The sequence below is a fragment of the Vibrio sp. Vb0349 genome, from assembly GCF_033338975.1.
In genome coordinates, this window is the sequence record NZ_JAWOTS010000029.1 from 1 (window position 1) to 16,587 (window position 16,587).

A 16,587-nucleotide genomic window follows, 5' to 3' on the forward strand; every position below is an offset into this window, starting at 1 on the left:
GTCTACGTTTCGCGATCCGTGAAGGTGGCCGTACAGTAGGTGCTGGTGTTGTTGCTAAGATCTTCGACTAATTCATAACGAATTAAACGAAATCTTGCACTGTTCTTCTTTTTGAAGAAAGCGCATCGAAAAGGGAAGCTTAGGCTTCCCTTTTTCATTTCTAGATTACATTTAGTTATAAGTGTTGAAATAAAAGACGTCACTTTTTCGATTTAAAAACAGAGTTTTACCGGCTTTGTTTCTTAACGCTTTTACTCACCCCTCTTAACCCTTTGATCTTTTCCTGCAGCGGTAAAATCGTTATAACCAAATATTCTGAGCGGACACCATAATGCGACTGGTAACAAGAACTATTCTTGTTTATATTGTTTGTCACAGATTAGTTTTATAGGTTTTTTGAGTATGTACGTTTGTCTTTGCCATGGTGTCTCCGACAAAAAAATTAGGAAGTTGGCGATAGATGAAGGCGTAACAGATATTAAAGGAATCAAAAAGTGCACGGCATTGGGCAGCCAATGTGGTAAGTGCATCAGACAGGCCAAGGAAATTTTAGCGGAAACTAGTTACACGGAATTTAAACAAGCCAGCTAATTGCTGTAAGTATGCAGTAATTATTTGCCTTACATTTTGACACCTTCTCATTTGCTTCTACATTTAAATGAAGCCAAAGAGGAGGGTTTTGTCATGAAAGGCGATCCAATCATCATTCAACATCTCAATAAAGTGCTCGGTAACGAGCTCGTCGCTATTAATCAGTATTTTCTTCACGCCCGAATGTATAAAGACTGGGGCTTAAAGCACCTAGCAGACAAGGAATATCACGAATCTATCGATGAGATGAAGCATGCCGATCATCTAATTGAGCGTATTTTGTTCCTTGAAGGCCTACCGAACCTACAAGATTTAGGTAAGTTGATGATTGGTGAAGATACCAAGGAAATGCTCGAGTGTGATTTAAAGCTTGAAATGGCGGCTATTCCAGATTTAAAAGATGCGATTGCCTACGCTGAAGACATTCGAGATTATGTGTCTCGAGATCTCTTCCAAGATATTCTTGAAGATGAAGAAGAACATGTTGATTGGCTAGAGACGCAACTTGGCTTGATTGAAATGTCTGGTATTGAGAATTATCTCCAAGCGCAATACGTGGACGAAGAGTAACGATACTTTCTGAGTTTGCATACTCCAATAATAGTAAGAAGAAAGAGCACCTGACTCGAAAATCAGGTGCTTAACCCCGTTATCTGGTCTAATCTCTTTTATTATCGGCTTTTTAAGGATATTGCTCGCAATCTTGCCTATGAAGTTTGATTTCTATCCGATAGAATTTATGCCCCCTTACCTAAAAATAAAAAAGAGAAACGTCCATGTCTGAAGACAACCACCAAGCAGCCACTCCAGAAGAAGAACATCGCCAAAAAGCATTGGATTACCATGCTTATCCAACTCCAGGAAAGATTGCTGTCGAACTGACAAAGCCTGCGGAAACGGCGGGTGATCTTGCCCTTGCTTACAGCCCTGGTGTTGCAGAGCCAGTGCGTGAAATCGCACAAAACCCGGATAACGTGTACAAGTACACTGCAAAAGGGAACATGGTTGCTGTTATTTCTAACGGTACCGCTATTCTAGGTCTAGGTAACCTAGGTCCACTTGCATCTAAGCCAGTGATGGAAGGTAAAGCGTTACTGTTTAAGCGTTTTGCAGGTCTTGACTCTATTGATATTGAAGTTAAGCACCGCACGATCGATGAATTTGTTGATACTGTTGCGAGCATTGCAGACACTTTTGGCGGTATCAACCTTGAAGATATTAAAGCACCAGACTGTTTTGAGATTGAAAAGCGTCTGATTGAACGTTGTGATGTACCAGTATTCCACGATGATCAACATGGTACTGCTATTGTAACGGCAGCGGGTATGCTGAATGCAATCGAACTTCAAGGTAAGAAACTTGAAGATTCAACAATTGTTTGTCTTGGCGCTGGCGCTGCCGCTGTAGCGTGTATGGAGCTTCTGATCAAATGCGGCGCAATGCGCGAAAAAATCTACATGCTAGATCGCAAAGGTGTGATTCACACTCGTCGTGATGATCTTAATGAATATAAGCAGCTATTTGCGAACAATACAGATAAGCGCACACTAGAAGACGTGATTGAAGGTGCAGATCTGTTCCTAGGTGTATCTGGTCCAAACCTATTGCCAGCGGAAGCGTTGAAGTTGATGGCAGATAAGCCAATCGTATTCGCATGTTCTAACCCGGATCCTGAAATCAAGCCGGAACTTGCTCACGCAGTTCGTGATGACTTGATCATGGGTACTGGCCGTAGTGATTATCCTAACCAAGTTAACAACGTATTGTGTTTCCCATTCATTTTCCGCGGTGCTCTTGATGTGCGTGCAAGTGAAATCAATGATGAAATGAAACTTGCAGCCGTTGAGGCGATTCGTGAGCTAGCAAAAGAGCCTGTACCTGAAGCCGTATTGAAGGCTGCAGGTGTTGATAAGCTAGAGTTTGGTGCGGACTATATTATTCCAAAACCAATGGATTCACGTTTGCTACCACGTGTTGCAAAAGCGGTTGCTCAGGCGGCGGTTAATTCAGGTGTAGCTCGTATCGAGATGCCTGAAAACTACATGGCAGAGTAATATATCTTTCAGATGTGATACACAAAAATGGGACGCTATTGCGTCCCATTTTTTATGTCATTCATTTGGCTCGAGGCAAGAGTTATTACCTGAAACCTCTTATCAGGCTTTTTTATTCTTCGTCGAATGACTCAAATTCGATGCCCATTTCCGTCATCAGCGCTTTTACTTCTGTTGGAATATCATCAGGACGGTCTTTACGAAGGTCTTCATCTGTCGGAAGTGGCTGACCTGTGTACGCGTGCAAAAATGCCTCGCATAGCAATTCGCTATTGGTTGCATGGCGTAAGTTATTGATCTGACGGCGAGTACGCTCATCAGTTAGCACCTTTAAAACTTTTAGCGGGATAGAGACGGTAATTTTTTTTACTTGTTCGCTTTTTTTGCCGTGCTCTGCATATGGGCTAATGTATTCGCCATTCCAGTCAGCCATTGCACACCTTCATTTATGTAATCGGTTAAAAATAATTTAGGTGCTGATTTTAGCTGCATTTACCGCCATAAGCAAAGACATATAGACGTCTAGAAGTGTTGACGTCTCATTTTTTGACGAGTAAAGTGAACATAACAGCAAAGGAAGCGTGTTGATCACTTTATGTTACTCATTAGATATAGCGCATTCCTATTTAGAAGTCATTACCCGTGAAAGGATACACCCATGAGCACTCGCAAACCTGCGACCATTGCAGTACGCACTGGTATTGAATCAGACAGCCAATATCATGCTGTCGTTCCACCTATTTATCTTTCCACTAACTATGGTTTTCCTGCTTTTGGTGAAGTGCCCAAGTATGATTACACACGATCTGGTAATCCAAACCGCGGACTGTTGGAAAGTGCGCTATCTGAACTTGAGTCTGGAAAAGGAGCGGTTGTTACTAACTGCGGTACGTCGGCATTAAATTTATGGGTTTCCGCTTTTCTCGGCCCAGATGATCTCATTATTGCTCCTCACGATTGTTATGGCGGCACCTATCGTCTTTTTAATACCCGAGCTAGCAAAGGCGATTTTAAGGTTCAGTTTGTCGATCAATCAGACGAACAGGCTTTAGATGCTGCATTGGCACAAAAACCAAAACTCATTTTGCTAGAAACTCCGTCAAACCCTCTGGTTCGCGTAGTGGATATTGCAGCTACTTGTGAAAAAGCGAAACAAATCGGCGCGTTAGTTGCGGTGGACAATACCTTTTTGACACCCGTGTACCAAAAACCTTTAGAGCTAGGTGCGGATTTTGTTATCCACTCCACAACAAAGTACATCAACGGTCATTCGGACGTAATTGGTGGAGTAATCATCACCAACACAGAAGCGCATGCAGAAGAGCTTGCATGGTGGGGTAATTGTATTGGTGCAACGGGCACACCTTTCGATAGTTACATGACACTGCGAGGTATTCGTACGCTTGCTGCTCGTATGAGAGTACATGAAGAGAGCTCACAGCAGGTACTAGCTTACCTACAGAAACAAGCGTTAGTTAAAACTATCTATCATCCAAGCCTGCCGGAACATCCAGGTCACGACATTGCTAAAAAGCAGCAAACGGGCTTTGGCTCTATGTTGAGTTTTGAGTTTGCTGGTTCGTTTGAGCAGTTAAAGGTGTTTGTGAAAGAGCTCCAACTGTTTTCATTAGCAGAGTCATTAGGTGGTGTAGAAAGTTTGATTTGCCACCCAGCATCCATGACGCACCGTGCAATGGGTGAGGAGGCGCTGGCGGAGGCTGGGGTCTCTCATCAACTATTGCGTTTGTCTGTCGGTTTGGAAGATGCACAAGACCTCATCACAGATTTAGAACAAGCGTTCGCTAAAGCTACCCAGTAATAGGAGACGATAACAATGACTGTACAACGTCAGCTGCATAAGTTTGGTGGCAGTAGCTTAGCAAACCCAGAATGCTACTTACGCGTTGTGGGTATTCTCAAGGAGTATTCGACAGAAAATGATCTTGTGGTCGTCTCTGCTGCAGGAAAAACCACTAACCGCTTGATTGAGTTTTTGGAAGGGTTAAGTAAAGATGGCCGAATTGCGCATGAAGCGCTTCAAAGCTTGAGACAGTTCCAAACTGAGCTAATAGAAAGCTTGTTGGAGAGTGAAGCAAAAGAAGAGCTGTTAGCTTTATTACATGATGAGTTCAGTACTCTCTCGGAGCTGACTGCACCACTCACTAATGCGCAAAAAGCCGCGGTACTGGGGCACGGAGAAGTATGGTCTGCTCGCCTATTGGCCGCGTTATTATCTCAACGTTCTATCCCTGCGGTTGCACAAGATGCACGAGCGTTTTTACGTGCAGAAGCGGGAACTCAACCAGAGGTTGATCGCGCTCGTTCATACCCTTTAATTAAAGAGATCCTCGCGCAGCATAACCATAAACGTGTGGTAATTACTGGCTTTATGGCTCAGAACGAGGCAGGAGAAACCATCCTACTTGGTCGTAACGGCTCTGACTATTCTGCAACGGTCATAGGCGCGCTTGCTGAAGTCAGTACTGTCACGATTTGGAGTGATGTTGCTGGTGTCTATAGTGCCGATCCACGTTTGGTGTCTGACGCTTGTTTATTACCGTTACTTCGATTGGATGAAGCCAGTGAACTTGCTCGCTTAGCTGCCCCAGTGCTACACAGTCGTACGCTTCAGCCTGTGGCGCAAAGTACCATGGACCTTAATCTCAAGTGTAGCTATCTGCCAGAGTCGGGTTCTACTCGTATTGAGCGTGTATTGGCATCTGGTCGTGGCGCTAAAATTATTACTTCACTGGATGATGTTTTATTGGTGCAGTTGTCTTTCATGCATGGGCACGACTTCGAAAAAACACAGAGTGATGTATTACAAGCGTTGCAGCGCGCGCAATTAGAGCCATTGGCATTTGAAGCTCAATCCGATCAGCATACGCTACGCTTGGCTTACACCGCAGAAATCGCCGGTGGTGCATTGAAACACTTGCAAGAGCTTGCGGTAGAGGCAGAAATTAAGCTAAAAGAAGGTTACTCGCTCTTAGCTGCGGTAGGTGCAGGCGTTACGAAAAACGCCAATCATTGCTTTGGCTTTTATCAGAAGCTAAAGCACTCTCCGGTAGAATTTATCTCTGAAACAGACTCAGGGCTGAGCCTAGTCGCTGTTTTGCGCCGTACTGATACCGAGGCGTTGGTTCAAACGATTCATAGCCAGTTGTTCCAAGCGCAAAAACGCGTGGCAGTGGCTTTATGTGGCAAGGGTAATATTGGTTCTAGTTGGCTAAATTTATTTGCTACGCAAAAAAGTGAGCTCGAAAAACGTCATGGTATGAGCTTTGATCTTGTCGCGGTTGTGGATAGCCAAACCTATTGGTTCGATGAGCAAGGTATTGAGGCGGCGAGTGTTGCTGAACGATTTGATGATGAAAGCATAGCAAACAATGGGGATTGGCTGGCACGTTTGGGAGCACTTAAAAGCTATGATGAAGCCGTCGTGCTTGATGTTACCGCGAGTAAAGAGTTAGCTCAGCGCTACGTAGAAATCGCACAGCAAGGCATTCATTTGATTTCCGCTAACAAAGTGGCCGGTTCCGCAGATAGTCAGTACTACCATCAGGTTCAAGATGCATTCGCTAAAATTGGTCGTCATTGGCTATACAACGCAACGGTTGGTGCTGGGTTACCGATAAACCATACCGTGCGAGATCTTCGTGAAAGTGGGGATGAAATCGTCGCTCTATCGGGGATTTTCTCGGGGACGTTATCATGGCTGTTCCAACAGTTTGATGGTTCTGTACCATTTAATGATTTAGTCGATCTTGCTTGGCAGCAAGGGTTAACCGAACCTGACCCTCGTTCTGATTTAGATGGCTCCGATGTAATGCGTAAGTTAGTCATCTTGGCTCGAGAATCGGGCCTAGATATAGAACCAGACAGCGTTAAAGTTGAGTCTTTAGTGCCAGAAGAATTAAGAGAACTGAGCTTAGATGATTTCTTCGATAATGGAGCGTTGTTGAGTGAAATACTTCAAGAGCGTCTGACAAAAGCACAGAGAAACGATCAAGTGCTTCGCTATGTGGCGCGTTTAGAAAAAAATGGTAAAGCAACGGTGGGAGTCGAAGCGTTGTCTCGTGAGCACGCGCTCGCCAACTTATTGCCATGCGATAACATTTTTGCCATAGAGAGCAAGTGGTACAAAGATAACCCTCTGGTCATTCGAGGACCAGGCGCAGGCAGAGAAGTGACAGCCGGCGCTATTCAATCCGACCTCAACCGATTGGCTGGTTTATTTTAAAGTTGCGATTGACCTAAAAACCCTGGAATTAATCCAGGGTTTTTTATTCCCCTATCAGTGCCATACTGAAGTCATAACCCGTGCAAAATGGCGAGATGATGCTCAAGTAGAAACTTGAACTATCTTCATTATTAACGTGAGAAAAATTCATAATTACAAGGTTGACATTAAATCGTATTCAATACATTCTGTAGACATATAGACGTCTAAACGTCGATTTTAAGGATTTGTTTTCGTGGCGGAGTGCCGCAGGGAGAGTAAGATGGGATATACGCACGCAGGCCATATCGACGCCTTGAACCAGAATATTGCTGAGTTATCAGATAACATCAATGTATCGTTTGAGTTTTTTCCGCCAAGCAGCGCTAAGATGGAAGAAACACTTTGGAATTCAGTGCACCGTCTTAAAACGCTTCAACCTAAATTTGTTTCTGTGACTTACGGTGCGAACTCCGGCGAGCGTGACAGAACACACTCCATCATTAAAGAAATTAAAGCAACAACCGGATTGGTTGCCGCTCCCCATCTCACTTGTATTGATGCGACTCGTGAAGAGTTGATTAATATTGCCGATGATTATTGGAACAATGGTATTGAAAATATCGTCGCTCTGCGTGGTGATATTCCTCCAGGTGGCGGTGCGCCTGATATGTATGCCTCGGATTTGGTTGAGCTGCTGAAATCACGCCACGATTTCGATATCTCCGTTGCTGCATTCCCTGAGGTTCACCCTGAAGCTAAAAGCGCACAGTCTGACTTATTGAACCTAAAACGTAAGGTAGATGCAGGTGCAAACCGTGCTATTACTCAGTTCTTTTTTGACGTTGAGTCTTACCTGCGATTCCGTGACCGTTGTGTCGCAGCAGGAATTGACGTAGAAATTGTGCCAGGAATTTTGCCTGTATCGAACTTTAAGCAAGCGTCTCGCTTTGCGGCACAGAACAACGTGAAAGTACCAGGGTGGATGAGCAAACAATTCGATGGCTTGGATGATGATCCGGTGACTCGCCAGCTTGTAGGAGCTAGCCAAGCTATTGATATGGTGCGTGTGCTGAGTCGTGAAGGGGTTAAGGATTTTCACTTCTATACACTAAACCGTGCAGAGATGACTTACGCGTTATGCCATACGTTGGGTGTTCGTCCTCGCGCAGTAGTCGGTGCGTAAATCTGGTTTCAAAAAGATAAAAGGCTTGCCAAGTGGCAAGCCTTTTTCGTTTTATCAAAGCAAAAGGAGTTTAACCAATCACTTCAAGTTCAGTTAGAACTTCTTCTGCCCAAGTGATCCAAGTTTCACGTAACAGAAGGTTACGGCGAAGCGTTAGACGTTCTAGGCGAGCTTGTTTATCTAAAGTTGACGGCGTTGCGTAGTAAGCCGCTTCAATTTCTTTGTAGTGAGAAACCAGTTTGCGAGACTCTTCAACTAGCTCGGCGAGTTGGTCACGGAATGGAGCCGCAGGTTGAACGGCACATGCCATCAATTTCGCTGAAAACTCATCACGAACTGTTGGGTGTGCAGTTGGTTGATCAAACCACTCTCCCAAAGCGCTGCGACCAGCGTCTGTAATAGAGTAAACCTTGCGGTCTGGTTTGCCTTCTTGGGGTTCTAATACGCAAGTAACCAGTTCTTTCTCAGCCATTTTGTTGAGTTCACGGTACACTTGTTGGTGGCTTGCTTTCCAGAAGTAACCGATGCTAGCAGAGAATTCTTTAGTGATATCGTAACCGGTTGCGTCGCGAGTGCTAAGAACAGTTAAGATTACGTGTGGTAATGACATGTCTTCAATCCAAATGGTCAATAAACTTGTAAACAAGCTACTTATACTTTCAGCTGCGCTCTTACTGGCACTTGAGTTTTTTAATGTATAAGTAGCACCAACAATGTTGGTCCTGTCACCTTAAAGCCGTTTATCACCTAGAGCGATGGGGAGTCCCATCAAGGCTGGAGCAGGTATGATTGGATTTATGAGCTCTCAGCAGGCAAGTAGTATATAAATAATAAGCATGAAGTGGAATAGTAGGACAAAATTACCCTAAAAAACTAACATAATAATCAATAGTGTTAGCTTGTGGTTTTTTATTCTTTTATTTTGGTATTTTTTGGGTCTATTATGGTTTATTTAACTGCTTTTGTTTTGGTGCGATTATCCTGTGATAAAAAAAAGCTGAGCATTTTCCCAGCTTTTTATTAAAAATGAAACGATTAGCCTGTGTTGCGCATACCAGCAGCAATACCAGCAATCGTCACCATCAACGCTTCTTCCAAGTTTGCAGAGGCTTCTTCGGTTTGACGCGTGCGGTATAGCAGCTCTGCTTGTAGCATATTCAATGGCTCAACGTAGATATTGCGTAAGCGAATAGACTCGAGTCCCCAAGGGTCATGCTGCATCAAGTTTTCATTGTTCTCTACATTCAGTACCGCTTTGATGTCTTCTTGAAGCTGAGCACGAAGTTTTTCACCGAGTGGACGGAGCGACTCATCCACCAATCGCTCATCGTAGTAGCGAGAGATATCAATATTACACTTCGAGTACACCATCTCTAGCATGCCGAGACGAGTAGAGAAAAACGGCCATTCGCGGCACATCTCTTCGAGCAATGCTTGGTGGCCTTTATCGATCGAGTATTGAATCGCTTCACCTGCGCCTAGCCATGCAGGAAGTACCAAACGGTTTTGACTCCATGAGAAGATCCACGGGATTGCACGTAAGCTTTCTACTCCGCCCTTAGGGTTGCGTTTTGCAGGACGAGAACCAAGTGGCAACTTGCCGAGTTCGAGTTCTGGTGTTGCTTGGCGGAAGTAAGGCACGAAATCTGGCTCGCCACGAACCACATTTCGGTAAGACTCACAGCTTACTTCTGATAGCACTTCCATCAAGTCGCGCCATTCTTGTTTTGGCTCCGGTGGCGGTAACAAGTTGGCTTCCAGAATCGCACTTGCATATAGGTTAAAGCTATTTACTGCGACATCTGGGAGTCCCAGTTTAAAGCGGATCATTTCGCCTTGCTCTGTTACACGTAAACCGCCTTTCAAGCTTTTTGGTGGTTGCGACAAAAGCGCAGCATGCGCAGGTGCGCCACCGCGACCGACTGTGCCCCCACGACCATGGAATAGAGTTAGCTCAACGCCTTCTTCTTCAGCCACTTTAACTAACGATTCCATCGCATGATACTGAGCCCAACCAGCAGACATAACACCTGCATCTTTCGCTGAGTCAGAGTAACCAATCATGACCATCTGGTGGTTTTGGATAAAACCACGGTAAAGGTCAATCCCCATAAGCTGCTTGATGACCGATTCTGCGTTGTTCAAATCGTCTAGCGTTTCGAACAGAGGACACACATCCATGCGGTAAGGGCAACCTGCTTCTTGTAGCAGTAGATGAACGGCTAGTACATCAGAAGCGGTACGTGCCATTGAAATAACGTAAGCGCCAAACGCTTCACGCGGTTGTGCTGCAACAATCTTACAGGTATCCAAAACCTCTTTGACGGGTTCAGACGGTTCCCAATCACGAGGGAGAAGCGGACGTTTAGATGCCAGCTCGTTAGTTAGAAAAGCAATCTTATCTTGCTCACTCCATTGTTCGTAATCACCAATACCTAAGTAGCGAGTTAGTTCAGACAAGACGTCTGAGTGACGCGTGCTCTCTTGGCGGATATCAAGACGTACAAGATGGATACCAAATGCTTTTACGCGGCGTAGTGTATCCAGTAGTGAGCCGTTGGCTATTACACCCATGCCACATTCGTTTAGTGACTGGTAGCAGGCATACAGCGGTTCCCAAAGTTGCTCGACTTTTTGCAGTGGTGCTTTAACAGCCAGCTTTTGACCGTGGATCTTAGCATCGAGAATATCTTTGGTTTCATTGAGCAGAGTGCGTAATTGCTTCAGGATCGCACGGTATGGTTCGTGCTGATCTTCGCCAGCAAGTTCACGGACTTGATCGTTTGAAACTGTCATAGACAGCTCGCTGATCAACTCGTTGATGTCATTGAGATAAAGATCGGCGGCTTTCCAACGAGACAAAAGTAAGACTTCACGCGTAACGTTGTGAGTAACAAACGGGTTACCGTCACGGTCACCGCCCATCCAAGAGGAGAAGTGCACTGGGCGAGCATCAATGGGTAAACCTTCTCCAAGGTAAGATTTTAGACGGTCATTCATCTCACGTAGGAAGTCCGGTACTGCTTCCCATAGCGAGTTTTCAACGACCGCAAAGCCCCACTTTGCTTCATCCAACGGAGTTGGGCGTTGTTGTCGAATCACGTCTGAATGCCAGCCTTGGGCAATCAGTTGCTCTAGGCGGCGTTCGGTTTTTCTGCGCTCTTTAGAAGAAAGATCGCTTAGCTCCAACTTTGATAAGCACTCGTTTATCTTGACCAGTTTATTGATCATCGTACGGCGCGTAATTTCTGTTGGGTGAGCCGTCAATACCAATTCAATATTTAGATCACGAACCGCTTGGGCAGTGTCCAGTTTGCTCACATCGTTTTGTACCAGTTTAGAAAACAGCGAGTTAATCGCGTCTGGTTCACAAATGTGCTCTTCACAATGGCGTGAAATCGTGTGGTATTGCTCAGCGATATTGGTGAGGTTTAGAAATTGGTTAAACGCGCGAGTAACGGGCGTTAGCTGCTCATCAGGTAGATGTTTGATTTCTTCGATCAAGCTGTCCCTGTCTGCTTGATTCCCTGCTTGAGCTGATTTGGATAATTTACGAATGGTTTCCACTTTCTCGAAGATTTCTTCGCCATGGGCATCGCGAATGGTGTTACCCAATAAGTGGCCTAACATGCGCACATTACTTTTGAGTGCGGCGTATTTCTCGTTCATTGTCGTCCTGCCTCGTAAAAAAACTACATCCATTGTCCTTGTTAAGACTCCAATCTAGCGAAAAGCACCAGTTATAGTCAAATAAAGCAGACTAAGTTTGCAATTATTCCGCTGTCTCCTGATTTAGAGCAAATTTACGGCAGCCATAGAGTAAGAAGTGAAAATTAATTACAAAATAACAAGTTAAATAAGTGTTAAGACTAGCGCTAAATTGTGAAGATAAAAAGATGCAGCTCAATCGAGCTGCACAGACTTTTGAGCTTAAACGCGTATTAACAGCAGTACTTGACCATCGCCTTTGAAAGCACATCAATTGTGGGGTCGATAAAGTCGAAGGATAGAAACTCATCCGGTTGGTGGGCTTGGTCGATTGACCCAGGGCCGAGCACCAAGGTTGGACACAACTGCTGTAGAAATGGTGCTTCAGTACAGTAGTTCACGGTTTCTGAACTGGTTTGGCAGATCTCTTCAACACCACCAATAAATGGGTGGTCATGTTGGCATTCGTAACCTGGAATAGGCTCATGCAATGGAATAATCTCCAGTCTCCCAGGCCATTTCGCTTCGACTTCTTTTAATGCTCCGCGCAACATGTTCTCTAAACCATCAAGACTAATGCCGGGAAGAGGACGCACGTCGTAATGCAGTTCGCAGCAACCACAAATACGGTTAGCGCTGTCACCACCATGAATGTGTCCAAGATTTAGGGTAGGGCTTGGAATGGCAAAACCCGGATGGTGATATTCTTTAATCAATTTGTCACGCAGTTGCATCATGGCGAACATGACTTCATGCATGATCTCAATAGCGTTAACGCCAAGCGCTGGGTCCGATGAGTGACCGGACTTGCCTGTTACGCGAATGGCATTTGCCACATGCCCTTTATGACCTCGAATTGGTACAAGGCTGGTGGGTTCACCAATGATGCAGTAATCCGGCTTAAATGGGGCGTTTGCTGTGAAATGTCGCGCGCCCAACATGGTGGTCTCTTCGTCACAAGTGGCTAATACGTAGAGTGGTTTGCTCTGCTTGCTCCAATCGACTTTCTTCACTGCTTCATAAATAAAGGCGAAAAAGCCTTTCATGTCTGCTGTGCCTAAACCGTAGAAGCGGTTGTCTTTTTCCGTCAGTTTATGCGGATCAAAATTCCATCGCCCTTGATCGAATGGCACGGTATCACTATGGCCAGCAAGTAAAAGGCCACCTTCACCCTCACCCATACGTGCGATCATATTGTGCTTGCCTGGCTCGACTTCGATCACTTCAACGCTAAAACCCAGATCTTTAAACCAAGATGCGAGTTTTTCGATGACTTTTGCATTGCCCTGATCCCAGCTCGGATCCGTGGAGCTGATAGAAGAGGTGCTGATGAGTCCTTCATAGACCTCTAGAAAAGTTGGTAATTGCATGGATTCTTCAAATCTCCTGTTGACAGACAGACCACAAAAATGTAAAACACATATTAAATCATATTTAATGAATAAAAAATCAAAATAAAGCAAAAATTAAATATGAATAGTCATTTGAGCCTTTAAGTATATGGATGTCACACAATGCTAAAAACCACGATTATTGGAGCCAGCGGTTACACCGGCGCAGAGTTAGCGTTAATGGTTAATAAACACCCACAACTCACGCTATCAGGTTTATACGTTTCCGCCAACAGTGTTGATGCGGGAAAGAGCATCGCGCAGCTACACGGTAAGCTAGCGGGCATCATTGATATGCCAGTTTTACCACTAACGGATCCACTGCAAATCACTCAAGAATCGGACGTGGTGTTTTTGGCAACGGCTCACGAAGTCAGCCATGATTTAGCCCCAACTTTCTTGGAGGCAGGCTGTCAGGTATTCGATTTATCGGGTGCATTCCGTGTGAAAAGTGAAGGCTTTTACGACACTTTTTATGGCTTCGCACATCAACATAACAACTGGCTAGATAAAGCAGCATACGGCTTAGCAGAGTGGAACCAAGAATCAATAAAAACCACTCCTTTGATTGCAGTAGCAGGTTGCTACCCAACCGCTTCACAGCTTGCAATCAAACCTTTATTAGAACATGCGTTGCTCGATACCAACCAATGGCCAGTGATCAACGCAACCAGTGGTGTATCTGGTGCAGGGCGTAAAGCCTCCATGGTTAACAGCTTCTGTGAAGTGAGCTTGCAACCTTATGGTGTATTTAACCATCGTCACCAGCCAGAGATTGCTCAGCACTTGGGTTGCGATGTAATTTTTACTCCGCACCTCGGCAACTTTAAACGCGGCATTCTTGCCACTATCACCATGAAGCTTGCGCAAGGTGTGACAGAAGCACAAGTGGCACAGGCGTTTGAACAAGCTTATCAAGGCAAGCCTGCGGTGCGTCTTAAAGGCGACGGTATTCCACGTATTCAGGATGTCGAAAATACCCCTTTCTGTGATATCGGCTGGAAGGTACAAGGCGAACACATCATTGTGATTTCAGCTATCGACAACCTACTTAAAGGTGCATCGAGTCAAGCGATGCAATGTCTCAATATTCATTACGGTTACCCAGAACTGACAGCGTTGCTGTAGTCGTTGAAAGAGGGAAATGCGATGACGCAAACCAATCAAGCTCCTTTAGTCATTAAGCTAGGTGGTGCAGCTCTATCATGCACTCAAACCTTAAGCCAACTTTTTGGTGCCATTGCGGCTTACCAAAAATCGGCACAGCGACAAATCGCCATCGTTCATGGCGGTGGCTACCTAGTTGATGAGTTGATGGCAAAGCTTCAGCTTGAAACCGTTAAGAAAAACGGTTTACGCGTAACGCCTTACGATCAAATTCCTGTGATTGCAGGCGCGCTTGCAGGCACTGCGAATAAGTTACTTCAAGGTCAAGCGATTGCGGACGGTCTTAACGCTGTGGGCCTTAGCCTTGCGGATGGTGGTTTGTGTCTTGTTGAAGAACTTGACCCAGAACTCGGCGCGGTAGGCAAAGCATCACCGGGTGACTCAGCACTATTACAAGCGGTGCTAAACACAGGTGCACTGCCGATCATCAGTTCAATTGGTTTAACCAAAGATGGCCAGATGATGAATGTGAATGCTGATCAAGCAGCAGTCGCGGTTGCGGGCGCATTAGATGCAGAGTTGGTCCTGTTATCAGACGTGAGTGGTGTATTAGATGGAAAAGGCCATTTGATCAAAACCCTGTCAGAGCAGCAAGCTAACTCGTTGATCGATGGACATGTGATCACCGATGGCATGATCGTCAAAGTTAAAGCCGCTTTGGAGGCCGCCAATGATCTTGGCCGTCCAATTGAAGTCGCGACCTGGCGTTACCCAGAAAAATTAGCACAGTTATTCGCTGGTGAAAGTATTGGTACTCAATTCTTGCCTCAATAAGCATCAGCAAAAGAATTCAATATTAGGAAGTCGTAGTTGGCACTGACCGCCGAGCGCAGCGCCAGTTAAGTTTGGAGAAAAAACATGAGCAAAGTGAACGTAAATAAAGTGGTAGTCGCATACTCAGGCGGTCTAGATACTTCAGTAATTATCCCGTGGCTAAAAGAGAACTACGACTGTGAAGTAGTGGCTTTCGTTGCCGATGTTGGTCAAGGTGCCGAAGAGCTAGAAGGCATTGAAGCGAAAGCAAAAGCCTCCGGTGCTTCTGAATGCTACATCGCTGACCTGAAAGAAGAAATGGTCGCAGACTACATTTACCCAACGCTAAAAACCGGCGCGTACTACGAAGGTAAGTACCTGCTAGGTACATCAATGGCGCGTCCAATCATTGCTAAAGCGCAGGTTGAAGTGGCACGTAAAGTGGGCGCGGACGCTTTGTGTCATGGCTGTACAGGTAAAGGTAACGACCAAGTGCGTTTCGAAGGTGCATTCGCAGCACTAGCACCGGACTTACAAGTGATTGCACCTTGGCGTGAGTGGGACCTAGTGAGCCGTGAAGAGTGTTTGGATTACCTCGCTGAGCGTAATATTCCTTGCTCTGCGTCTCTTACTAAGATCTATTCACGTGATGCAAACGCATGGCACATTTCGACGGAAGGCGGCGTTTTAGAAGATACGTGGAACGCACCAAACGAAGACTGCTGGGTGTGGACTGTCGACCCAGAGCAAGCGCCAAATGAAGCGGAATACGTCACGCTGAAAGTAGAAAAAGGTGAAGTGGTCGAAGTTGATGGTGAAGTGATGACACCATACAACGCACTGGTTTACCTAAACGAGAAGGGCGCTAAGCACGGTGTTGGCCGTATCGATATCGTGGAAAACCGTCTTGTTGGAATGAAGTCTCGTGGTTGCTATGAAACACCGGGAGGCACCATCATGATGGAAGCGCTGCGTGCTGTAGAGCAGCTTGTGCTAGACAAATCATCATTCGAATGCCGTGAGGAGCTAGGTCTAAAAGCGTCTCACCTTGTATACGATGGCCGTTGGTTTACGCCACTATGTAAATCGATCCTTGCTGCTTCAGAAGAGCTAGCGCAAGACGTTAACGGTGAAGTGGTTGTTAAGCTTTACAAAGGTCAAGCGACAGTCACGCAAAAACGTTCTGACAACAGCTTGTATTCAGAAGAGTTCGCGACTTTTGGTGAAGATGAAGTTTACGACCAAAGCCATGCAGGTGGGTTCATCCGTCTTTACTCGCTATCAAGCCGTATTCGTGCATTGAACAGCCAGAAGAAATAATCCCTTAACATCCATTTTGGATTGAATAAAGACCCGCCATTTATAGGCGGGTCTTTTGGTTTCTAAAAGCGGGTACCTAAATTTGGCTTGAATATATATGTAAAAATATTGAATTTATACTTTATTTTTTGTCGAAATTGCCGTAACGTTGACCCATAAGAAAAAGTGAGCAAATGACCATCAAATTGGTTACTA

At 45.2% G+C, this 16,587-nt stretch carries 13 protein-coding genes and 1 pseudogene; 10 read left to right on the top strand and 4 right to left on the bottom strand.

Features of this window, described 5'->3' with window-relative positions; translation table 11 throughout:
• The 4 genes and pseudogenes from R7Q47_RS20345 to R7Q47_RS20360 all read left to right on the top strand — a co-directional run.
• Positions 1–71: pseudogene (locus R7Q47_RS20345) on the top strand (elongation factor Tu); the annotation flags it as partial.
• Positions 72–402: 331 nt separating this feature from the next.
• On the top strand, positions 403–591 hold the full coding sequence (locus R7Q47_RS20350) for a (2Fe-2S)-binding protein (protein WP_005381360.1): 189 nt from the start codon (positions 403–405) through the stop codon (positions 589–591).
• Positions 592–684: 93 nt separating this feature from the next.
• Positions 685–1,161 carry a bacterioferritin gene (gene bfr, locus R7Q47_RS20355; RefSeq protein WP_005381359.1) on the top strand — a complete coding sequence of 159 codons (477 nt, stop codon included), beginning with the start codon at positions 685–687 and terminating at the stop codon, positions 1,159–1,161.
• A gap of 206 nt (positions 1,162–1,367) precedes the next feature.
• The gene (locus R7Q47_RS20360; RefSeq protein ID WP_005381358.1) at positions 1,368–2,645 is read left to right on the top strand and encodes a malic enzyme-like NAD(P)-binding protein; all 1,278 of its coding nucleotides are present in this window, start codon (positions 1,368–1,370) and stop codon (positions 2,643–2,645) included.
• A gap of 112 nt (positions 2,646–2,757) precedes the next feature.
• Here the strand turns inward: R7Q47_RS20360 and metJ are convergent, their stop codons facing one another.
• The gene (metJ, locus tag R7Q47_RS20365) at positions 2,758–3,078 is read right to left on the bottom strand and encodes a met regulon transcriptional regulator MetJ (protein WP_005381353.1); all 321 of its coding nucleotides are present in this window, start codon (positions 3,076–3,078) and stop codon (positions 2,758–2,760) included.
• 225 nt (positions 3,079–3,303) lie between these two features.
• On the opposite strand from metJ, the gene R7Q47_RS20370 reads away from it, so the two are divergent.
• From R7Q47_RS20370 to metF, 3 genes are all read left to right on the top strand, one after another.
• On the top strand, positions 3,304–4,464 hold the full coding sequence (locus R7Q47_RS20370) for an O-succinylhomoserine (thiol)-lyase (RefSeq protein ID WP_171345115.1): 1,161 nt from the start codon (positions 3,304–3,306) through the stop codon (positions 4,462–4,464).
• Positions 4,465–4,479: 15 nt separating this feature from the next.
• Entirely contained in the window at positions 4,480–6,888 is a 2,409-nt protein-coding gene (locus tag R7Q47_RS20375; protein ID WP_115386339.1) for a bifunctional aspartate kinase/homoserine dehydrogenase II, read from the top strand.
• A 262-nt stretch (positions 6,889–7,150) separates the two neighbouring features.
• Complete coding sequence (gene metF / locus R7Q47_RS20380; RefSeq protein ID WP_005381345.1) at positions 7,151–8,053, top strand: methylenetetrahydrofolate reductase; 903 nt, start codon at positions 7,151–7,153, stop codon at positions 8,051–8,053.
• A 70-nt stretch (positions 8,054–8,123) separates the two neighbouring features.
• On the opposite strand, the gene R7Q47_RS20385 is transcribed toward metF, so the two are convergent.
• The 3 genes from R7Q47_RS20385 to argE form a co-directional block, all read right to left on the bottom strand.
• Positions 8,124–8,663 (bottom strand): PadR family transcriptional regulator, encoded by a 540-nt coding sequence (locus R7Q47_RS20385; RefSeq protein ID WP_005382791.1) that lies wholly within the window; start codon positions 8,661–8,663, stop codon positions 8,124–8,126.
• Positions 8,664–9,088: 425 nt separating this feature from the next.
• Complete coding sequence (gene ppc / locus R7Q47_RS20390; RefSeq protein WP_005381336.1) at positions 9,089–11,722, bottom strand: phosphoenolpyruvate carboxylase; 2,634 nt, start codon at positions 11,720–11,722, stop codon at positions 9,089–9,091.
• A 272-nt stretch (positions 11,723–11,994) separates the two neighbouring features.
• A complete protein-coding gene (gene argE, locus R7Q47_RS20395) occupies positions 11,995–13,131 on the bottom strand; it encodes an acetylornithine deacetylase (protein ID WP_005381335.1) in 1,137 nt (378 codons plus the stop codon).
• 144 nt (positions 13,132–13,275) lie between these two features.
• Here argE and argC point away from each other — a divergent pair, with 144 nt between their 5' ends.
• The 3 genes from argC to R7Q47_RS20410 all read left to right on the top strand — a co-directional run bounded on the left by argC (position 13,276) and on the right by R7Q47_RS20410 (position 16,392).
• Positions 13,276–14,280, top strand: coding sequence for an N-acetyl-gamma-glutamyl-phosphate reductase (gene argC, locus R7Q47_RS20400; protein WP_318089353.1), 1,005 nt, complete (start codon positions 13,276–13,278; stop codon positions 14,278–14,280).
• Positions 14,281–14,301: 21 nt separating this feature from the next.
• Positions 14,302–15,093: an acetylglutamate kinase gene (gene argB, locus R7Q47_RS20405; protein ID WP_005381333.1), complete on the top strand. Its 792-nt coding sequence runs from the start codon at positions 14,302–14,304 to the stop codon at positions 15,091–15,093.
• 84 nt (positions 15,094–15,177) lie between these two features.
• Positions 15,178–16,392 carry an argininosuccinate synthase gene (locus R7Q47_RS20410; RefSeq protein ID WP_318089354.1) on the top strand — a complete coding sequence of 405 codons (1,215 nt, stop codon included), beginning with the start codon at positions 15,178–15,180 and terminating at the stop codon, positions 16,390–16,392.
• Positions 16,393–16,587: the final 195 nt, after the last annotated feature.

Coding starts and splice junctions, on each gene's coding strand:
- R7Q47_RS20350 (WP_005381360.1), top strand. CDS start 403: ATGTACGTTTGTCTTTGCCATGGTGTCTCCGACAAAAAAATTAGGAAG.
- bfr (WP_005381359.1), top strand. CDS start 685: ATGAAAGGCGATCCAATCATCATTCAACATCTCAATAAAGTGCTCGGT.
- R7Q47_RS20360 (WP_005381358.1), top strand. CDS start 1,368: ATGTCTGAAGACAACCACCAAGCAGCCACTCCAGAAGAAGAACATCGC.
- metJ (WP_005381353.1), bottom strand. CDS start 3,078: ATGGCTGACTGGAATGGCGAATACATTAGCCCATATGCAGAGCACGGC.
- R7Q47_RS20370 (WP_171345115.1), top strand. CDS start 3,304: ATGAGCACTCGCAAACCTGCGACCATTGCAGTACGCACTGGTATTGAA.
- R7Q47_RS20375 (WP_115386339.1), top strand. CDS start 4,480: ATGACTGTACAACGTCAGCTGCATAAGTTTGGTGGCAGTAGCTTAGCA.
- metF (WP_005381345.1), top strand. CDS start 7,151: ATGGGATATACGCACGCAGGCCATATCGACGCCTTGAACCAGAATATT.
- R7Q47_RS20385 (WP_005382791.1), bottom strand. CDS start 8,663: ATGTCATTACCACACGTAATCTTAACTGTTCTTAGCACTCGCGACGCA.
- ppc (WP_005381336.1), bottom strand. CDS start 11,722: ATGAACGAGAAATACGCCGCACTCAAAAGTAATGTGCGCATGTTAGGC.
- argE (WP_005381335.1), bottom strand. CDS start 13,131: ATGCAATTACCAACTTTTCTAGAGGTCTATGAAGGACTCATCAGCACC.
- argC (WP_318089353.1), top strand. CDS start 13,276: ATGCTAAAAACCACGATTATTGGAGCCAGCGGTTACACCGGCGCAGAG.
- argB (WP_005381333.1), top strand. CDS start 14,302: ATGACGCAAACCAATCAAGCTCCTTTAGTCATTAAGCTAGGTGGTGCA.
- R7Q47_RS20410 (WP_318089354.1), top strand. CDS start 15,178: ATGAGCAAAGTGAACGTAAATAAAGTGGTAGTCGCATACTCAGGCGGT.